We start from the raw sequence: 19,745 nt of genomic DNA on the forward strand, positions 1-19,745 counted from the left end.
GCACCCGTAAGATTTATCAAATTATTAAATTAGAGGCCGAGCTTCGATGAAAGATAAAAAAGGTACGTTGCCATTATTTATGCCATTTCTGGTCTTGGGAGTGGGAGTCATAGCCGTATCGACGGGAGCAACAATCATCCGTCTTGCGGAAGCGCCGGCTTTAGTAATATCCGCCTATCGCGTGGGGCTTGCCAGCCTTCTCCTCTTTCCCTTTACCTACCATTACGCCAAGGAAGAGATAAAATCGTTGACGTTAAAGGATCTAAAAGTTGCAGTTGCTTCAGGTGCTTTTTTAAGCCTGCATTTTGCTTTTTGGATATCTTCGCTCGATTATACTACAGTAGCAAGTAGCGTAGTGCTGGTCAATACAAACCCCATTTGGGTTGCCCTGCTTACGCCCTTCATGAGCAGTGACAGACTAAGAGGGATGTCCTTGCTGGGAGTGGCTTTCAGCGTGATAGGGAGCGCTGTGATAAGCGCAGGTGATTTTGCTCTCGGGGGGAAAGCCCTTTACGGGGACTTTCTTGCCATAGCCGGAAGTTGGTGCGCTGCCTTTTATCTTCTGTTCGGTCGCAGGCTGAGGCAAAAGCTGTCTCTGCTTTCATATATAACAATTTGTTATTCCACTGCAGCGGTGATCTTGTTCGCCCTAATCATATGCCTTGGCTATCCTCTCTTCGGTTATCCCAAAAGAACGTGGCTATGTTTCTGGGGATTAGCGCTCTTTCCTCAGATCATCGGACACAGCAGTTACAACTGGTCCCTCAAATATTTTTCAGCAGGTTTTGTGGCAATCGCCCTGTTGGGAGAGCCCGTGGTAAGCCCTATTTTGGCCTACTTTGCGTTGGGCGAGGCGATAATGCCCATTACGATATTCGGCGGATCGCTGGTATTGGCAGGAATTGTTCTGGCTGCTTTAGGAGAAAACAGAGGAAAGCAGGAGTCTTAGTTCAAATACACTAATATAGTGACAACATATCGGTTTTTAAGACGATCTCTTCACTTTTTAGTATCGAAGTGATATCATATATGCAAATAAGGGGATTGTTATCGGGGGATTGGAGCAAATAAGGGGGAATTTTAATGCTAAGTGCTACGTCAAAGGAAGCGATAGAGGATTTGCTCTATCGTTATGAAAAAAATCCGCGTTTCTTGTTACAGCTGCTTCTCGATGTCCAAGAAAGATTTCGTTACGTGCCAACCGAAGCAATGCGTTCAATTGCCAGATATTTCGATATTCCGGAAAGCAGAGTCTTCGCTGTTGCCACTTTTTACAAGGTTTTGAGCCTGGTCCCCAAAGGTGAAAAGACAATAAAGGTCTGTCAGGGGACGGCTTGTCATCTGCGAGGCGGAAAACAGGTATTAAGTGCTATTGGCGAAAAGTTGGGTATTGCCGCCGGGGAGACCACCGAGGACGGAATTTTTACCTTGGAAACGGTGAATTGCCTCGGATGTTGTGCCATGGCTCCCGTTATGATGGTTGGCGATAAGGTTTACGGCAAGCTTACTGTGGATGACGTAAGCAGGATATTGGAGGCGGAAAAAGAAGATGCAATCCTTTCTAAGACCAGATGACCTTCGCATTTATAGGCAAAACTTAAAAGAAGCCAGAGCAAAAGTTTGCGATACCCCAATGGTGCGGGTTTGCTGCGGGACAGGATGTGTATCAAACGGCAGTATGGAGGTCTTGAAAGCCTTCGAGGAGGCTTTGCAGAGAGTGGGCGAAGTCGAGGCTACGGCGAAATTTACAGGTTGCCACGGTTTTTGTGAGAGAGGACCTATAGTGATCGTTTCTCCCGGCGAGATATTTTATCAAAACGTAAAGCCGAAGGATGTTGATGAAATTGTGCAGAGGACGATTCTGGGGGGCGAAGTTGTAGAGCGCCTGCTTTACCGTGACCCGGTAACAAAGAAGACATTTAAAAAGGACCACGAAATTCCCTTTTACGCCAATCAGCACAGGCTGGTTCTCAGGAGGTCGGGGCATATAGATCCCACATCAATAGAAGATTATATAGCTACGGATGGCTACGAAGGATTGGCGCTGGCTTTAGAACTTGGCCCCGACGAGATTATAAGGCAAGTTACTGATTCCTACCTGCGAGGACGCGGAGGAGGAGGTTTCAGGACAGGGTACAAATGGAAGTCTTGTAGGGATGCGGAAGATTTCCCAAAATACGTGATAGCTAACGGTGATGAAGGCGACCCGGGTGCTTTCATGGATAGAAGCTTGATGGAAGGAGACCCCCACAGCGTCATTGAAGGGATGATAATCGGGGCTTATGCCGTTGGGGCACGGGAAGGTTATATTTACGTGAGAAATGAATATCCTCTTGCGGTTAGAAGGCTGGAGATAGCTATAGAGAAGGCGCGAGAATGGGGTTTGTTGGGCAAAAACATACTGGGTTCGGCTTTTGATTTTGACATACAGATATGCAAGGGCGGCGGAGCTTTCGTGTGCGGCGAATCATCGGCTCTGATGCGATCGATAGAAGGCTTTCCCGGCGTTCCCAGGGTCAAGTACATTCATGCTACCGAACAGGGCCTCTGGGATAAGCCAACGGTGCTCAATAACGTCGAAACTTGGGCTAACGTGCCCATCATTTTGATGAAGGGCGTCGAGTGGTACAAAACATTGGGTACGGATAGAAATCACGGCACAAAGATCTTCGCCTTGGTGGGCAAAGTTAAAAACACTGGGCTTGTAGAGGTTCCGATGGGAGTTACGCTACGTAAAATAATATACGACATAGGCGGCGGAACTTTGAAGGATAAGGCTTTCAAGGCAGTTCAGACGGGAGGTCCTTCGGGAGGTTGCATACCCGCATCTTTACTTGATCTGCCTGTGGACTTCGATACCTTGGTCAAGTCAGGATCTATGATGGGTTCTGGTGGTATGATCGTAATGGACGAGAGGTCGTGCATGGTCGACGTCGCAAAGTATTTCATAGATTTTCTCGTCGAGGAGTCCTGTGGCAAATGCACTCCATGCCGCGAGGGGCTCAAGGTGTTGCAAAAGTTGCTGCGCGATTTGAGCGAAGGAAAGGGCAGTTTAAAGGATGTGGCGCTTTTGGAGGATATGGCTAAGGAATTGAGCAAGACTGCACTATGCGGATTGGGAAAGACGGCGGCTAATCCGGTGTTATCCACTTTAAAGTACTTTCATGAAGAATATGAGGAACATGTCGACGGTTATTGTCGTGCAGGGGTGTGTCAGGGGCTTTTCGTGGCAAACATAAACCAGGGCAGCTGCATCGGTTGCGGGCAGTGCGCCAAGGTGTGTCCTGCAAAGGCTATTTCGGGCGAAGTTCGCAAACCTCACGTTGTCGATGCGTTGAAATGCGTCGGTTGCGGACAGTGTATGGACATCTGTCCTACCAACTCGATTACCTCCTCGAGGAGGGGTGAAATTGCATAATTTCGTGGACTTAAACATAGACGGGAAGGCTTTATCGGTTCCTTCGGGGACTACCATATTGGAGGCTGCAGGGATGGTGGGCATAGAGATCCCTACGCTTTGTTATCATCCTGCATTGCAGCCCGACGGCAATTGCAGGCTCTGCATGGTCGAGATATTCAGACCGGGCAAAGGGGGCGAGCTTGCCATATCCTGCATGTATCCTATACGAGCCCCGATTGAGGTGCGAACGAAAAGCGATGAAGTGGTGAAGGCGCGTAGGTTCGTTATAGGGCTTTTGCTCTCTCGAGCGCCTGAATCGGAAAAGTTAAAGGCGTTAGCGGAAGAATACAGCGTAAAAGAGGACCCTCGCTTCTTGTTTGATCCGGACAATTGCATAAGGTGCGACAGATGTGTAAGGGCCTGCGAAACGCTGGGACCCAGCGCCATAGGACCGGCGTGGAGGGGATTTAATAAAAAAATTGTTACGCCCTTTATGGAACCGCCAAAAAGTTGCATAGGGTGTGGGGGCTGTGCCGAGGTGTGCCCTACCGGCTACATAGAGTGCGTCGATGAGAGCGACAAAAGGACGATATGGGACCGCGAATTTGCTTTGATCCGATGTCCGGATTGCGGTGAGGTCTACACCACCGAAGAAGCATTGAGGTTTACGGGAATAGAGGATCCCGATGCCAAGCTCTGCCCAAGGTGCAGAAAGCGTGAATATGCGTCTAAGTTCAGGATCTTTTGATATTCGGAATTTAAATAGTAAATAGGTTTAGGCCTGTTTAAGGGGGAATAGGCCTATGCGAAAGCTAATCAAAAAATATAGAGGGGGGATTGGAAATGGAGAAAGTGCTTCTCATTTCTCCCGAGAAGTGTGTAGGCTGTGGCAGTTGTGAGCTGGCATGCTCCTTGGCCAAAGAAAGCGAATTCAGACCTTCTTTGGCACGCGTAACGGTCTACAGGTTCGAGGCGGGAGCAAACGTACCCATGACCTGTCAGCAATGCGATGACGCTCCTTGCATCGGTGTGTGTAAGACAGGAGCCCTTTCCAGGGACGACAACAACGTGGTTCAGGTGGATGCGTCCAAGTGTATAGGATGCAGAATGTGCGTGATGGCTTGTCCCTTTGGCAACATGTCCTACCATTGGGAAGAGAATACTGCCATCAAATGCGATCAGTGCGATGGCAATCCCTACTGTGTGGAATTTTGTCCAACTAAGGCTTTGGACTATGTGCCGGCGGATGCTATAAGCCTCCAGAAGAAAAAAGAGTTTTCTGCCAAGTTTGCCAAGATAGTCCAGGAGGTGAGCGAGTGATGTTTGGGTACATGGGCAAAGTCCTGCGCGTAAATTTGTCGACCAAGAAGGTTACTACGGAACCTCTGAGGATGGATTGGGCCAAGGATTTCTTAGGAGCTAGAGGTTTGGGAAGCAGGTATTTTGTCGAGGAGGTCGATCCCAAGGTCGATCCGTTAAGCCCCGACAACAAACTCATATTCGCTGCCGGACCTGTTACCGGCACGCTTGCTACATCGGCGGGGAGATTTAACGTCGTAACAAAAGGGCCTTTGACGGGTACGATAGCTGCTTCGAACTCGGGAGGTTATTTTGGCCCCGAGTTGAAATATGCGGGCTACGACATGATAATTTTCGAAGGAAAATCTGCAAATCCGGTGTATTTGTGGATCTATAACGATCACGTAGAGCTTAAAGATGCCTCTCACGTTTGGGGCAAGGATAGCTACGAGACCACAGATACTCTTTTATCCGAGACTGATCCCGAAGCTAAGGTGGCCTGCATCGGTCCTGCAGGAGAAAAGCTGGTGCTTTTTGCCTGCGTTATGAACGATAAGCACAGGGCGGCCGGCAGGACCGGGGTTGGAGCCGTCATGGGCTCTAAAAACTTGAAGGCTGTGGTGGTAAGAGGAACGGGTGGGATAAAGGTCGCGGATAAAGAGGGATTTTTGGAGGCAGTTAGGAAGGCCCGCAAGAAGATAGCCGAACACCCAGTGACCGGCGGAGGGTTGCCGGCCTACGGCACGAACGTCTTGGTGAACGTGATCAATGCCGCCGGTGCGCTTCCGACGAGGAACTTTAAAGAGGCGTGGTTTGAGGGAGCCGATAAAATTTCCGGCGAGACGATGACCGCAACCATCCTTCTGAAAAACAAGGCCTGCGCAAGCTGTGCGTCCGCTTGCGGAAGGGTTACTAAAGCTATGGGAGAAATAGGGGAGGGTCCTGAATACGAGGCAGTCTGGGCCTACGGAGCGCAGTGCGGCGTGGACGATCTGGAAGCCATCTCCAAGGCAAACTTCATCTGCAACAAGCTTGGCATGGATCCTATAACTATGGGAAGCACTATAGGTTGTGCGATGGAGCTGGCGGAAAGAGGTTTGATAAAGGAGAAAGAAGCAGGTGTTTCACTGCATTGGGGAAACGCTGAGGCAATAGTGAAACTGACGGAAGACACGGGCTATAAACGAGGCTTTGGAGAAGAATTGGCGCTAGGATCGTACAGGTTGGCCGAAAAGTACGGACACCCAGAACTTTCCATGTCGGCCAAAAAGCAGGAGATGCCCGCTTACGATCCGAGAGCTCTTCAGGGCATGGGTTTGGAGTATGCCACAAGCAACAGAGGAGGGTGTCACGTAAGGGGATACTTAACTTCGCCCGAAGTCCTCGGCATACCCGAAAAACTAGATCCTACCGATACTGCATCCAAACCGCAGTGGGCCAAGGTCTTTCAGGATTTGACGGCTGCGGTCGATTCATTGGGCTTTTGCTTGTTTTTGACCTTTGCCTTGGATGCAGGCGATCTGGCCTCTGAGGTTGCACCTATCATCGGCAGAGAGGTAACCGCGGAAGATCTGCTCCTTGCCGGCGAAAGGATATGGAACTTGGAAAGACTTTTTAACTTGACGGCCGGCATATCTCCGAAGGAAGACACTCTGCCTCCGAGATTGCTTAATGAGCCGATTCCGGCCGGTCCGTCCAAGGGAAGGGTGAACAAGCTTCACGAAATGCTTCCCAAATATTACGAACTCAGGGGATGGAGTAAGGAGGGAATACCTACAAAGGAAAAGCTAAAAAGCCTTGGGCTGCTTGACATTGCAGCAAAATATTCGTTGTAATTTTAGCTTTACATACCACTTAAATCTGCTAAGAAAAAACTCAGGGAAGGAAGTCCCTTCCCTGAGTTTTTTTGGATAACATGCGATAGTATGTTTGACATGGACAAGGGAAATATTTGCCATAAATTATGCAGCCGAAATCAGATGGAGAGAAAAGATGATGAAAGTGTTGGCGGCCTATTTCTTGGATTTAGCGTTAGGGGATCCCGAGGGCTATCCCCATCCCGTAGTTGTCATAGGTAAAGCCGTTACCTGGCTGGAAGAGGGACTGAGAAGGCGGGCTAGAAGCTCTAGAGAATTAAAAACGGCCGGCTTCATCCTGTGTTTTTTGATAGTAGCTTCATCTTTCATCTCATCTTATGTGCTCATCCTTTTGGCCCGCTTAATACATCCTTATCTTGGAGATTTGATAGAGATTTTTATTATATACACATGTCTTGCCACCAGGGAGCTTGGCAGGGCCGCAAACAGGGTGTATGATGCCCTGATAAGGAGCGAACTTGCAGAAGCCAGGACAAGATTGTCCTATATAGTGAGCAGAGACACTCACAGGATGAACCAAGAAGAGATTTCAAGGGGCGCAGTAGAGACAGTAGCGGAAAATATATCCGATGCCATCATAGCTCCCTTGTTTTACGCATTTATAGGAGGGGCTCCTTTAGCGCTTTTTTATAAAGCGACGAACACATTGGACTCCATGGTCGGTTACACTAACGAAAAATATAAGGATATAGGATACGCTTCGGCAAAGCTGGACGATATATTGAATTTTATACCTGCCCGCATAACTGCCCTTTTGATAGTATTAGCTTCTTTTCTTATGGGCTATGATTATAAAAACTGCTGGCACGTCCTTCTCAGAGACAGGTTAAAGCATAAAAGTCCAAATAGCGCTCATGGCGAAGCGGCCGTAGCTGGTGCTTTGAACATTCAGCTAGGTGGTATTAACTACTATTTTGGAAGACTTGAAATGAGGCCGATCCTTGGCGATAAAAGAACAGAAATTTTGCCAGGGCATATAAAAGACAGCATAATGATCATGTACGCTTCCTCGATATTGGGGATCGTCTCCTTTTATGCGTTTTATGCGTTGGTTTTATTGTTTTGACGTTAACGGAGTCTTGCAATTTGCGGGGACAAGTTGAGGAGGAATGAGTATGCGCCCCTATGAACACGGTGGCAATGTTTATGACTACGAAGGCGAGTTAATCGATTTCAGCTCGAATATCAATCCCTTGGGAATGCCGAAATGCGTCTTCGATATCATAAAAAAAGCAGATCTTACTAGGTATCCAGATATAAAATATCGCAGCCTTAAAGAGTCAATAGCACAATACACGGGCATTTCTCAAGAGAGCATTATCGTTGGGAATGGTGCTTCAGAGCTCATACATCTTTTTGTGAGAACCTTTAAAGTAAAAAGACCAATCATACCATCGCCTTCCTTTTTGGAGTACGAAAGGGCTACATGTGTAAACGGCGGAGAACCCATATGCTTTAGGCTAGAGGAGAGAGAGGGTTTCAAGCTAAATTTAGGCGATCTCATTTCACATCTGCAATGTGGGGATTCTTTGATTATAGGTAATCCGAATAATCCTACCGGACAGGTAATCTCGGCCGATGAAGCGACGGATCTTTTGAAGGCTGCCGATGCTTTGAACATGCCCGTTATGATAGACGAAGCTTTTATAGAGTTCGTTAAGGAGTGCAAAAACTACGAATCCCTTTCTTTGGTCGAAAAATATGACAACTTGTTTGTCGTAAGGGCAACAACCAAGTTTTTCGGAATGCCGGGACTGAGATTGGGATACGGCATTGGAAACCCTAATCTTATTGAAAGGCTGGACAGCAACAAGGAACCGTGGACGGTCAACGCCTTTGCCGATCTTGTGGGCAGGGAAATTTTTAAGGACAGCTCCTATATAGAGGAAAGCAGGATGTATATCAATAACGAAATAGATTATATGCTTAGTGCGCTGAATAAGATAGATAATTTAGTTGCCTTTGATACGAAAGTTAATTTCCTTTTGTTAAAATCCAAATATGCGAAGGCGAGCCTGATCAAGGAAAGACTAGTCGAGAGGGGTATATTGATCAGGGATGCCTCCAACTTCAAGTATCTGGACGATCGCTTTTTCAGGGTGGCCGTCAAGCGCCGAGAAGAGAACGAAAGGCTCATAGAAGCGTTGAAAGGCATTCTGCCTTAATTTTCCCGTGGAGAGTTATTCCTTATGGAAGACCGGTACGATTTAAAGATAAGGGCGCGTTATGCTCGTAGGGTTATATCGATTGGCTTGGTATGCAATTTGTTGCTGATGATTTTTAAATTGACGGTAGGGCTGTGGGGCAAGAGCAGCGCCCTCGTGGCCGACGCCGTCAATTCCTTGTCCGACTCCATCACCGATGCCGTAGCGTTGATAGGCTTTTGTATTACCGGAAAGCCTCATGATGCCACCCATGATTTTGGCCATGCCAAGTTTGAGACACTATCCACTTTGGTAATAGGCATTTTCCTCATCGCAGCTGCCGGGTTCATATTGTGGAACAGCATAGACAAGATAATTTCCGTGGCCGGAGGAGTGTCTATAGAGAAGATAAGCATCATAGCCTTAATTCCGGCGGCCTTTACAATGGGAGTCAAAGAGCTATTGTACGTATATACTAACGGAATGGCGAAAAAGCTGGATAGCAGCACCTTGAAGCTCAAGGCGTGGGACCACAGAAGCGACGTCTTTCTCGCAGGAGGAACTTTTTTGGGTATCGCCGGAGCAGTGCTCTTGGGCGAAAAATGGCGCGTATTGGATCCCATAACAGCGGCAATTTTGGGAATGATCATATTGAGGCTCGCCATCCCGCTGGTAATGGAGAGCATAAACGAACTGTTAGAGGCTTCTCTCCCCGAGCAGGAGGAGAAGGACATTCTTGATATCATATGGAACATACCTGATGTAAGGGGAATTCATGATTTGAAGACACGTCGTTTAGGACCCCATATCGCCGTGAGCGTTCACATCATGCTAGAAGGCGGGATGACGCTTAATAGAGCACACGACATAACGGTTCAATTGGAGAGAGATTTTAAAAGGCGCTTCGGTCCCCATAGCATTATAACGATACATATGGAACCGGCAGACAGCAGGAGGTTGTCGAAAAGTTACCCGAAGCCCGAGGAGAAAGAAAGTTAAGGCAAGCCATAATGGACTCAGGAAGTTCCCCAATCCGCGTCCTTCACTGCTTGCCTTTTGGACTTAAGCCACCTCAGGGTGACAAAATACGGCTTTTTTAAAAGGGCTCAAATCCCATCTCTGTCATGAAATCTTTGTGCATTTGTTGAAGTTGGGAGTCTATTATCGACATATGCTCCGCTTCCCAGTTTGCCAGCATATTTAAGACCTTTTTTCCATCGGTATTATCGATTTTTTCGGCAGCCTTCTTGTAGAAGTTGTTGAAATCGCGCTCCAAAGCCAAGGCCATTCTAAGCAAACTTATATCGGATACGCTGGATGCGAGGGAGCTTTGAAGCTCTCCCTCTATCCAGGGTTTTCTCAAGAACTCCCGGGCGGACTCTTCGTCCATTTCTGTCGCGGCGGCAGGATCCCATTTGCCGGCGCTTTCGATTTTTTTCAGTTGATCTTGAATGAAATTGCAATGAGACAGTTCCCAATCGGCCAGATAGTTCACGAGCGATTTGGCCATGGGATCGTTAACTTTATTTTTGGCGTTCAGATAAAAATCCCTCGCTTCGCCTTCCATTTTTAGGGCAAATTCCAATATTTTTTTCTCCATTTCCAATACTATCCCTCCCTTGATGTCCTGGTTTCCTTTTAAGTATACCACTCTTTCCCTATTTAGCCTCCGGCTCTTAAGAATCGCAACCTGAATTTGCTCATAAAATCATCGTATTTATCGTCCTCGACGACAATTTTAATGCGTATGGAGATAAAGTTCATAGCGCCAAGTTTGATATTTTTAGGTTCGTCTATATGGGCATTCCAGAATGGTCCTTTGTAAACATCGGGTTCCTCTTCCTTTCCCCCCATTTGGCGAAACCATTCGATAAACTCTTCCTTTTTAATTGTCCTCATCTCAAGGAGTATCTCTTTACTCATTGTGAGACCACCTTATCGTTAAATAAAGTTAACTTCGTTATCAATCTCTATATATCACATTAACGAACAATGCAAATCCTGTTTTTGCCCTCCTTCTTTGCTTTATATAGAGCTTCGTCCGCTCTCTTGAAAATTTCGTCTAAAGATTCACCGGGATTTGCGTGAGTGAGACCAATGCTTACTGTGGGCGATATCGCTTCCAGGAAAAAAGCCTCTTCGATAATATGTTTTAACCTCTCGGCCATAGGGATCGTTTGATCGATGGAATTTTGACAGAATATCATAAATTCGTCTCCCCCCCATCGTACGAATATGTCATTCTTTCTCAAAGACTTCTTTATAACTTCTCCAATTTTTGAAAGAATCGCATCCCCCATAAGGTGTCCGTAAGTGTCGTTTATAAGTTTAAAATTGTCCAAATCGATCATTATTAAGGAAAATGGGCAGCCAGGTTCTTGATTTAAGCCTCCATTATTCGTTTTATCCAAAATGCGCTTTATATAAGCCTCTCCGGCCCACCTCACCAAAGCACCCGTAAGGCTATCGGTTGTGGCGATGCTGTAGAGATCGCTGATGATTTGTTCCTGCCTCAAAACTTTACTTTTATAGCCCGTTATGTCGACCATAACAGCTGCGATTTTAGCCGGTTCGCCCGAATCGAAGTCCTTTTCGATGGGTCTGGCTTTCCACTCCAACCAGATATACTCATCATTTGGTTTTTTGATCCTAAACTGTAGTACAAATATTGCGTTTCTTGCCAGGCATGCATATAAGCCAGATATGAAATGTTCCCTATCATCGGGATGTATCAAATTGACAAATTTGTCCAAAGAACCTAGATAAACAGTACTTTCATACCCTAATAACTGAAGTAGGGTATCGCTAATATAAATTTCGTTAGTTTTCATATCAAGTTCCATGTAGGCGATACTTCCTATCTCAAGGGCAAGTTTCAGGCGGTTCTCTTCTGCGATAAGCTTTTCCTGGACTTGTTTTAATTCGGTTATATCTATGATTATTCCGATTATTCCCAATATTTCTCCTTTATGGTCGCTTATAGCCCTTTTTCGCTCGATGACATAGTGCTTTTTGCCGTTTATAATTCTTACACTTTCGTAGGTGACGCAGTCAGTTTCTTTGGGATCAAAAAGGGGTTTTTCCTTTTCGGCGCAGGTTTTTGCATCCTCCGAAGGCAGTATTTCAAATACGCTTTTGCCAATAATATCTTCTTTTTTTAAATGCAGAAAATTTTGAAGAGCTTCGTTGCAGATCAAAATGATTCCCTTGTCGTCTTTTAGGTAAATTGGTTCCGGCAAAAGATCTATCAGGGTGAACAAAAAAATTCCGTCATAAAGCCTGTCTGAGAGAGGTTTGGCGTGTCTTTTGCGATGATTAACCACCAAAATTGTTATATATACTGAAATTGCCAACAAAAGGAGGATAACAATATGAGAAATAAGTTTAGGTCCTTCCGTCGGATTAGATGCCAATAAGGTTTTTAATATATTCATAATTGAGATTAACGAACCCCTTTCAAAAAGCATTGCAATCATACATCGGAAAGCAGCGAGCATTCGATCTGATATGAAAATTTATCCGGGTATTGATAGCGCTTCATAATTGACGAACCGGGATATCCGTAAAAGCCCGAAATTATTGCAAAAACTTTGTGCAAAAAGGTGGTATAATTTAAAAGAATTATAAATGCTTACAGGAGGGATGTAAAATGGCCCGGATGGCAGAAGCAAAATTCACCATGCCCCATATCGGTCACGAAGAGCATCTTTGCTATTTGGAAAACGTAAGATATATAGATTCTAATTTAGAGGAGTATAAAAAATTAGTCAGAAACGCCAAATTCGTCTGTCGAAGATGCGGCAGGGCGGCTGCAAAAGCTGAAAATCTTTGCGATCCTGAAGCACTGTGAAATAAATTCATTTAATGTGGCTTAAGGCGGGATAATTTATCCCGCCTTAAGCTGTCTTTTTACAGGCCCAGTAAAGTTTCGACCTCTTCCTCGTGATGCATTTCCTCACCCATTATATGACGTATCACGTGGAACGTAACGGGGTCTTTGGCTGTTTTCTGCAAGAAGTTAATGATGTCTGCATATACCCCTATAGCGCCCTGCTCGGCAACGTGGACTGCTTTCAATATGCCCTCGTAATCGGATCTGTCCTCGGGTATATCGACTTTTGGGTAATTGGCCTTTTTGGTTATCTCGTCCCAGTCGCTAATGGGTTCTCCGCCCAGCTGTATTATGCGTTCTGCCAGCTCTTCCGAGTGCTCCATTTCTTCCTTGGCAATCTCTTCGAGCTGATCAGCCACAGTTTTGGCGTGAATTCCCTTAACTAAAAGGGCGGCAGTTTTGTAATAAAAATAGGCTACAAGTTCATCGGCATAAGCTTTGTTCAACAGCTCTATCAGTTTGTCTGCATGTTCTTCGACCAGCTTCCTCGTTTTCTGTGCCATTTCTCATCCCCTCCTAAAGGCAAAGTTTTCATACTTTTATAAAAATATTTTAGCTCAAATATTTTATTTACACAACGAATTGACGAAGAGCGGGTCGAGTAAACTAAAGTTTCGATATAAGCCCTACACTGAATTTGCACATAGTGGTATACTAGAACAAAATGAAAGTGAGACGATGAGAGAGTTTAGAGATAAATCGTCAACGCGATATGCAGATAGTAAATCTGCAAGGAGGTAAGAATGATGAGTGTTGTCAAGACAGGAGTGAAGTATGTATATCGCTTTGACGAGGGTAACGCCGGAATGGTGGACCTTCTGGGCGGCAAGGGGGCTAATTTGGCCGAGATGAAATCGCTAGGTTTGCCCGTCCCAAACGGGTTCATCATATCGACCGAGGCTTGCCGTGCCTATATGAAAGAAGGCCTCGGACTGCTTGATCAGCTGTGGCCTAAAATCGTAGAGCATATGCATTATCTTGAGCATCTCAGCGGAAAGACCTTTGGAGGAGAAGAAAACCCGCTTTTGGTGTCGGTTCGCTCTGGAGCTCCCATATCCATGCCGGGCATGATGGATACCATCTTAAACCTTGGGCTTAACGACCGTACGGTTCTAGCTCTTGCCGAAAACACCAGGGATCCACGTTTTGCTCACGATTGTTACCGAAGGTTTATACAGATGTTTGCTAACGTGGTATTAGGTATCGACATTGATCATTTCGAGAAGGTTTTAAGGGAGCATAAAGAACAACTTAATATCAAATTTGATCATCAGATACCTGAAGAAAATTTGGCGAAAATAATCAGCCGTTTCAAGGAAATAGTGAAATCGGAAAGCGGAGAACCCTTTCCTCAAGATCCTTGGGTCCAGTTAAAGATGGCCATCGAGGCCGTATTTAGGAGTTGGAACAACAAACGAGCGGTAACCTACAGGAAAATTGCCAATATACCCGATGATTTGGGAACCGCTGTCACGGTAATGGAAATGGTCTTTGGAAACTTGGGGAGCGACTGTGGCACGGGCGTGTTATTTTCCCGCAATCCCTCTACGGGCGATAGGGAGCTTTTCGGCGAGTTTTTGATTAACGCTCAGGGCGAAGATGTCGTGGCAGGAATCAGAACTCCTCAACCCATAGGAGCGTTAAAGGAGGCCAGTCCACATATTTACGAAGAACTTAAAATTGTCGCCGAAAAGCTTGAAAGACATTTCAAAGACATGCAGGACATAGAGTTTACGGTAGAAAGGGGCAAGCTATATATACTCCAAACTCGAAACGGGAAGCGCACGGCTAAGGCTGCAGTAAGGATAGCATCAGACATGGTCAAGGAGGGCATAATCGATGCCCGCACAGCGGTAACCAGAGTAACGCCAAAAGAGATCGAACAGCTGCTCCATCGACAAGTCGATCCTTCGGCAGATTTATCTTCCATAGCAGAAGGTATAGCCGCATCTCCTGGCGCCGCTACAGGAAAGGTGGTTTTCAATGTAGACGAGGCCGAAGAGCGCGGCAAAAGCGGAGAACCTGTAATACTCGTACGACCTGAAACGACCCCTGAGGATATACACGGTCTTTCCAGGGCAGCCGGGTTGCTTACGAGCAGGGGAGGGCAGACGAGCCACGCCGCTTTAGTTGCCCGTTCATTGGGAATTCCCTGTGTTGTAGGATGTGAGGCGGTAAACATCGACCTTATCGGCGAGAGATTTACCGTAGGAGAATTTACCGTTAAAAAAGATGATGTAATAACGATCGACGGAACCAGCGGAAAGGTGTACACGGGAGAGGCTCCCTTAATCGAGCCCTCCATGCACGAAGAATATCTTCATCACTTCCTGGATATGGCCGACATGTTCGCCAGGCTTCAGGTGTGGGCAAACTGCGATACTCCCGAAGAAGCGAGGCAGGCTCGAAAGCTTGGCGCAAAAGGAGTCGGGCTGTGCAGGACGGAACATATGTTTAGAGAAAGCGATCGCCTTTCCATAATGCAGCAGGTTATTGTGGCGGAAAAGGCCGAAGACAGAATGGATGCATTGGAGAAGCTCGCCAGATTGCAGAAGGACGATTTCGTGGAAATTTTTGAAGTGATGCAAGGCCTTCCCATTATTGTGAGATTGTTGGACCCCCCTCTAAACGAGTTTTTGCCAAAGGGGAAGGATGTAGCCAAGAAGTTAGCCCAGCTTCGGTCCGAGGGCAGGGGAGAATCTTCAGAAGCGCAGAGACTGGAGATCCTTTTGAGGAGGATTGAAGGGCTTCAAGAGAGCAACCCTATGTTGGGCTTCAGGGGTTGCCGTATCGGCGTGCTCTACCCCGAAATATACGAAGCTCAGGCGAAGGCCATTGCTCAGGCGGCCTGCGAGCTGATTAAAAGAGGCGTTGACGTCAAGGTCAAAATCATGGTTCCGCTTGTCGCGACCGGGCAGGAGATGTGCATGCTTCGGACGAATATCGAAAGGGCAGTTGCCGAAATTGCCGAATCTTACGGAGAGAATTGGAGATGCAAAATAGGCACGATGATCGAGTTGCCAAGGGCAGCTATAGTCGCCGATGAGATAGCTGAATACGCCGACTTCTTTAGCTTCGGCACCAACGATCTCACTCAGACAACTTTAGGCGTATCCCGGGATGATGCGGAGGGTAAATTTTTGGCAGCCTACGTGCGTCTGGGGATATATACGGAAGACCCCTTCCGCACTTTGGACCGCAAAGGGGTGGGAGCCTTGATGAAGATGGCAGTCGAAAAGGGCAGAAGCGCGAAAAAGGACTTAGAGCTTGGTATATGCGGGGAACACGGCGGGGATCCGTCGAGCATTGCCTTTTGCGACTGCGTAGGGCTTGATTACGTCAGCTGTTCGGCAATGCGTATTCCCGTAGCGAGGCTTTCGGCCGCCCATTCATCGTTGGGTCTGCTAAATTAGATCTTCGACCTTAGCATCATATCGGGGATCCAGGCATGAAAAGGGTTTAATGTCGATAACGGGGGTGCCGTCTATCGCTTCCAAACCGATAAGATCTATATAGGAATTCCTCAAAGCGATCAGGCGGCACCTGTTTGTTCCTATCGAATTTGGCCTCGTCGGAGAGCAGGTTGCAAATACTCCCCGCAAAGGCCTCGAAGTATCTCCCCTCGGATGTACTAGAAGGGGAGATTTCTCAATATTGAGGTGAAACAAAAACATTACTAGGACTTCTCTTTCTTCTTCTAAACCTAACAATCCTTCTTTGAACTCGGGATATATTTCCACGGAGCATCTGACGTTGTGAAATAAATCCGGTTTGACGGGCTCCTTTATGGAGGATAAAACTTTTCCTATAGGAGAGATTTCCCACAAACCACTCACACTTGTTCCTCCTTGTCCTCGTAGGATTTTATCTGTTCCAGGAATTTAAGGTTCCTGCTCTGCTGGTATTCCTCTGGGCTAAACTTTCGGATCGGCTTGTAGGTTTCCTTAAGTAGTGGCGAGGAAATCAGATAATCTGCCGTAGATCTGTCGCAGGCAGTAGGTATGTTGTAGACGACCGATATCCTCAGCAGTGCCCTTACGTCAGGATCGTGGGGTTGAACGTTAAGGGGGTCCCAAAAAAAGATCAATATATCGATCAAGCCATCGGCAATTCGAGCTCCCAACTGTTGGTCTCCACCCAGGGGGCCCGATTTGAATTTAAAAACCGGAACTCCAAGCTCTCTTTCCAGCAAGAAACCAGTGGTTCCCGTAGAGTAGAGGTCGTGTTTCGTTAGGGTGCCTTTATTATAAAGCGCCCACTCGATGATGTCGCCCTTCATGCTGTCGTGAGCGACCAAAGCAATTCTTTTCCTGTCCACAGCTTTTCACTCCCCTTTATTACTTTTACGATATAAAATAACAGAACGTCTAAAATGCTATAATTGTTTCCGGGTGATGTCAAGTGAAAAATGGCGATGATAAGAGGGTCGAAGAGGTATTTGTACTTCTATATTCCGCGGCCAAGTGGGGTATTCTTTCCCTGTTGGCGGGTTTAATTGTAGGAGGGGCGGCTTCTGTCTTTTTGCTTCTCCTAGAAGGTTCTGTTTCCTTCGTGGGCGGACTGCCTTTTTGGCGTATTTTGCTGCTGCCTTTGGGGCTTCTTGCAAGCGCCTTTTTGATAAAGACCTTTGCCCCAGAGGCTCACGGGCACGGAACGGAAAAGGTCATCGAAGCCGTCCATTGCAAGGAAGGATATATTCCTTTAAAGGTAGTTCCCGTTAAGCTTGCAGCCACTATAACGACTCTGGCTTCGGGGGGCTCCGCAGGCAAAGAGGGTCCCTGCGCTCAAATAGGCGGAGGCTTGATGTCCTGGCTGGCAGGTCTTCTTCGCCTGGACGTAGAGGACAGAAAGAAATTGGTAGTTTGTGGTATATCTGCCGGTTTTTCGGCGGTCTTCGGAACCCCGATCTCCGGTGCGGTATTCGGGGTGGAGGTGTTGTACATAGGACAGATGCTTTATGATGTATTGTTGCCGTCTTTCATAAGTGGTATTATAGCCAGAATCGTTGCAACCAGTTTTGGCATTCCAGGTTTAGCCGGTAGAATTATCCCGATCTCGTTAGAATGGAAGGTCATATTATTATCGGTAATGGCAGGCATTTTTTTCGGATTTGTTTCAATTATGCACATCGAAATGCTTAATTATACGGAAAGCAGGTTCAAAAGGCTCGATATGTCTTGGTGGAAAAAGCCCCTTTTTGGCGGATTTTTGCTGTTGACTATGGCTTTGATGCTGGGTACCAGATATCTCGGTCTTGGCATGGATACGGTTTACGAAGCCCTTTCAGGCGCCAGAGTTCCCCTGTTTGCTTTTTTTATAAAGTCCCTTGCCATGGCGATCACCCTTTCCTGCGGAGGTAGCGGGGGTGTGTTGACCCCAACCTTTTTCGTGGGTGCGACAGCAGGAGCAACCTTTGCGCGACTTACGGGATCCGATCCGATTTTATTGAGCGTAATGGGGTTTACGGCCGTGCTCGCCGGTGCCGCTAATACCCCTATAACCGCCAGCATTATGGCCATGGAAATAATGGGTCCCCAAGCTACGCCCCTGGCTGCCATAGCTTGTGTCCTTTCCTTCGTAGTCAGCGGTCACAGGAGCATCTATCCCACACAAGTATTGGCAAGGCCCAAATCCAAGGTTTTCGAGATTCCACCCTACTCCGGCGAGCAAGCTTTTTATAAAGTTAAGATCCTATCTTCTAAGATATTTCTATCAAGATATATCAGGGCTTTAAGAATAAAGCAGAAAAACAAATAGCTAAACCGAGACTTTACTTTTCTGGTGAGAATAGGGGAGATGAATTTATCGATGAGGACGGGTCTTTATTTCGATGGCTGTAATTTGAGGGATTTAGCTTCAAAATACGGGACTCCTTTATATGTGGTTTCAAAAAGCATCATCAAAGATCGATGTCGAGAAATACGGAGAGGTTTTCTTGACCGTTACGCAAACTCTCGTGCCTATTATGCCGGGAAGGCTTTTTTGACTATTGCCATCTGTCGTTTGATAAAAAAAGAAGGATTGGGCCTTGATGTCGTATCGGGAGGGGAGCTTCACCTGGCTTTAAAGGCCGATTTTCCTACGGCAAATATAGTGCTTCACGGCAACAACAAACTTCGTCAAGAAATCGAGATGGCTATAGACAGAGGCGTGGGCAGGATAGTCGTCGACTGGGAAGGGGAATTGGATTTAATTAATGAAATTGCATCTTCGAAGGGGCGGCGTGCGTCGGTCCTTCTTAGAGTGACGCCCGAAGTGGAGGCTTTAACACATAAATATATACAAACAGGTCACAGGGGATCCAAATTCGGCATCCCTTTGGAGCGCGTGCCCTGTTTGGCGGAAAAGTCGCTCTCGATGGAGCACATTGCTTTAAAGGGCCTTCATTTTCATCTGGGGTCTCAGATAGAAGATCATAGGCCCTACGTCCAGGCCATAGATGTCGTTACTGAGCTTATGGCAAACTTAGAAAGCGATAAAGGTTTTATCCTCGAAGAGCTGGATATTGGGGGCGGTTTTGGCATCGGAACCTACGGAGATGCTTCTTCAAAACCGCTATCTTATTTTGTGGATCCTGTAATGGAAAGATTAAGGGCCAGATGTTCTGCCTTTGGGTTACCTCTCCCCTCCGTTGCTATAGAGCCCGGTCGATGGATAGTAGGTGAAGCGGGAATAACTTTATACACCATAGGAGCCATCAAGGAAATAGCAGGTTCTACTACCTATATAAGCGTAGACGGTGGAATGGCGGACAATCCCAGGCCCGCTCTGTACGGGGCTAAATATGACGCCGAAGTGGTGGGCAAGGAAGGCCTGCCAAAGGACAGAATCGTAACCGTGGCGGGCAGGTGTTGTGAAAGCGGCGACATTTTGATAGAAAACCTTTCTGTTCCAGGTGACGTCAAGCCAGGAGACCTGCTGGCGGTTTTCAACACGGGAGCATACAACTATTCTATGGCCAGCAATTATAATATGCTTCCCAAACCTGCAGTTGTTTTCGTCGAGAACGGAAAGGATTTCCTGGCCGTCGAGAGGGAAACCTACGACGATTTACTGGCCAAGCAAAGGTCGATTTGTGACGATTAAAAGCCTTTTTACAGAATTTGTCTTTTGGCTCATAAGTGAATTATAAT

The 19,745-nt window shown here is 46.7% G+C and carries 19 protein-coding genes; 13 read left to right on the forward strand and 6 right to left on the reverse strand.

Features of this window, described 5'->3' with window-relative positions:
- The first annotated feature begins 46 nt into the window (after nt 1-46).
- From HMPREF1705_RS05070 to HMPREF1705_RS05110, 9 genes are all read left to right on the forward strand, one after another.
- The gene (locus HMPREF1705_RS05070) at nt 47-949 is read left to right on the forward strand and encodes a DMT family transporter (protein WP_057940721.1); all 903 of its coding nucleotides are present in this window, start codon (nt 47-49) and stop codon (nt 947-949) included.
- Between the two features lie 134 nt (nt 950-1,083).
- A complete protein-coding gene (gene nuoE / locus HMPREF1705_RS05075) occupies nt 1,084-1,575 on the forward strand; it encodes an NADH-quinone oxidoreductase subunit NuoE (RefSeq protein WP_009201955.1) in 492 nt (163 codons plus the stop codon).
- The gene (locus HMPREF1705_RS05080; RefSeq protein ID WP_040348696.1) at nt 1,550-3,418 is read left to right on the forward strand and encodes an NADH-ubiquinone oxidoreductase-F iron-sulfur binding region domain-containing protein; all 1,869 of its coding nucleotides are present in this window, start codon (nt 1,550-1,552) and stop codon (nt 3,416-3,418) included. The genes nuoE and HMPREF1705_RS05080 overlap by 26 nt, the downstream gene beginning before the upstream one ends.
- Nucleotides 3,405-4,148 carry a 2Fe-2S iron-sulfur cluster-binding protein gene (locus HMPREF1705_RS05085; RefSeq protein ID WP_009201953.1) on the forward strand — a complete coding sequence of 248 codons (744 nt, stop codon included), beginning with the start codon at nt 3,405-3,407 and terminating at the stop codon, nt 4,146-4,148. The genes HMPREF1705_RS05080 and HMPREF1705_RS05085 overlap by 14 nt, the downstream gene beginning before the upstream one ends.
- A gap of 95 nt (nt 4,149-4,243) precedes the next feature.
- A complete protein-coding gene (locus tag HMPREF1705_RS05090) occupies nt 4,244-4,720 on the forward strand; it encodes a 4Fe-4S dicluster domain-containing protein (protein WP_009201952.1) in 477 nt (158 codons plus the stop codon).
- Nucleotides 4,720-6,534 (forward strand): aldehyde ferredoxin oxidoreductase family protein, encoded by a 1,815-nt coding sequence (locus tag HMPREF1705_RS05095; RefSeq protein ID WP_057940722.1) that lies wholly within the window; start codon nt 4,720-4,722, stop codon nt 6,532-6,534. Before HMPREF1705_RS05090 ends, HMPREF1705_RS05095 begins: the two co-directional genes overlap by 1 nt.
- A 94-nt stretch (nt 6,535-6,628) precedes the next feature.
- Nucleotides 6,629-7,642 (forward strand): adenosylcobinamide-phosphate synthase CbiB, encoded by a 1,014-nt coding sequence (cbiB, locus tag HMPREF1705_RS05100; protein ID WP_207382503.1) that lies wholly within the window; start codon nt 6,629-6,631, stop codon nt 7,640-7,642.
- A 49-nt stretch (nt 7,643-7,691) separates the two neighbouring features.
- Nucleotides 7,692-8,741 carry a threonine-phosphate decarboxylase CobD gene (gene cobD, locus HMPREF1705_RS05105; RefSeq protein ID WP_057940723.1) on the forward strand — a complete coding sequence of 350 codons (1,050 nt, stop codon included), beginning with the start codon at nt 7,692-7,694 and terminating at the stop codon, nt 8,739-8,741.
- 24 nt (nt 8,742-8,765) lie between these two features.
- On the forward strand, nt 8,766-9,719 hold the full coding sequence (locus HMPREF1705_RS05110) for a cation diffusion facilitator family transporter (RefSeq protein WP_057940724.1): 954 nt from the start codon (nt 8,766-8,768) through the stop codon (nt 9,717-9,719).
- Between the two features lie 97 nt (nt 9,720-9,816).
- On the opposite strand, the gene HMPREF1705_RS05115 is transcribed toward HMPREF1705_RS05110, so the two are convergent.
- From HMPREF1705_RS05115 to HMPREF1705_RS05125, 3 genes are all read right to left on the reverse strand, one after another.
- A complete protein-coding gene (locus HMPREF1705_RS05115; RefSeq protein WP_242603600.1) occupies nt 9,817-10,320 on the reverse strand; it encodes a ferritin-like domain-containing protein in 504 nt (167 codons plus the stop codon).
- A gap of 62 nt (nt 10,321-10,382) precedes the next feature.
- The gene (locus tag HMPREF1705_RS05120) at nt 10,383-10,643 is read right to left on the reverse strand and encodes a hypothetical protein (protein ID WP_009201894.1); all 261 of its coding nucleotides are present in this window, start codon (nt 10,641-10,643) and stop codon (nt 10,383-10,385) included.
- Nucleotides 10,644-10,702: 59 nt separating this feature from the next.
- A complete protein-coding gene (locus tag HMPREF1705_RS05125) occupies nt 10,703-12,154 on the reverse strand; it encodes a sensor domain-containing diguanylate cyclase (RefSeq protein WP_057940726.1) in 1,452 nt (483 codons plus the stop codon).
- A 215-nt stretch (nt 12,155-12,369) separates the two neighbouring features.
- Between HMPREF1705_RS05125 and HMPREF1705_RS05130 the strand changes: the two genes are divergently transcribed.
- On the forward strand, nt 12,370-12,570 hold the full coding sequence (locus HMPREF1705_RS05130) for a hypothetical protein (RefSeq protein ID WP_009201892.1): 201 nt from the start codon (nt 12,370-12,372) through the stop codon (nt 12,568-12,570).
- Nucleotides 12,571-12,629: 59 nt separating this feature from the next.
- Here the strand turns inward: HMPREF1705_RS05130 and HMPREF1705_RS05135 are convergent, their stop codons facing one another.
- Nucleotides 12,630-13,115: a ferritin-like domain-containing protein gene (locus HMPREF1705_RS05135; RefSeq protein ID WP_057940727.1), complete on the reverse strand. Its 486-nt coding sequence runs from the start codon at nt 13,113-13,115 to the stop codon at nt 12,630-12,632.
- 240 nt (nt 13,116-13,355) lie between these two features.
- Here HMPREF1705_RS05135 and ppdK point away from each other — a divergent pair, with 240 nt between their 5' ends.
- Complete coding sequence (gene ppdK / locus HMPREF1705_RS05140) at nt 13,356-16,025, forward strand: pyruvate, phosphate dikinase (protein WP_083489953.1); 2,670 nt, start codon at nt 13,356-13,358, stop codon at nt 16,023-16,025.
- Here the strand turns inward: ppdK and tsaA are convergent.
- Both tsaA and HMPREF1705_RS05150 read right to left on the reverse strand, forming a co-directional pair.
- Nucleotides 16,017-16,448, reverse strand: coding sequence for a tRNA (N6-threonylcarbamoyladenosine(37)-N6)-methyltransferase TrmO (gene tsaA, locus HMPREF1705_RS05145; RefSeq protein WP_057940729.1), 432 nt, complete (start codon nt 16,446-16,448; stop codon nt 16,017-16,019). The two genes, ppdK and tsaA, sit on opposite strands and share 9 nt — an antisense overlap.
- Complete coding sequence (locus tag HMPREF1705_RS05150) at nt 16,445-16,930, reverse strand: methylglyoxal synthase (protein ID WP_057940730.1); 486 nt, start codon at nt 16,928-16,930, stop codon at nt 16,445-16,447. The genes tsaA and HMPREF1705_RS05150 overlap by 4 nt, the downstream gene beginning before the upstream one ends.
- Before the next feature lie 83 nt (nt 16,931-17,013).
- Between HMPREF1705_RS05150 and HMPREF1705_RS05155 the strand changes: the two genes are divergently transcribed.
- Together HMPREF1705_RS05155 and lysA are read left to right on the forward strand one after the other, a co-directional pair.
- Nucleotides 17,014-18,369 carry a chloride channel protein gene (locus HMPREF1705_RS05155; protein WP_057940731.1) on the forward strand — a complete coding sequence of 452 codons (1,356 nt, stop codon included), beginning with the start codon at nt 17,014-17,016 and terminating at the stop codon, nt 18,367-18,369.
- Between the two features lie 51 nt (nt 18,370-18,420).
- Nucleotides 18,421-19,698: a diaminopimelate decarboxylase gene (lysA, locus tag HMPREF1705_RS05160; protein WP_057940732.1), complete on the forward strand. Its 1,278-nt coding sequence runs from the start codon at nt 18,421-18,423 to the stop codon at nt 19,696-19,698.
- Nucleotides 19,699-19,745 lie beyond the last annotated feature (47 nt).

Origin of the sequence: Acetomicrobium hydrogeniformans ATCC BAA-1850, assembly GCF_000160455.2 — a bacterium.
GTDB classification, from domain to species: Bacteria; Synergistota; Synergistia; order Synergistales; family Acetomicrobiaceae; genus Acetomicrobium; species Acetomicrobium thermoterrenum.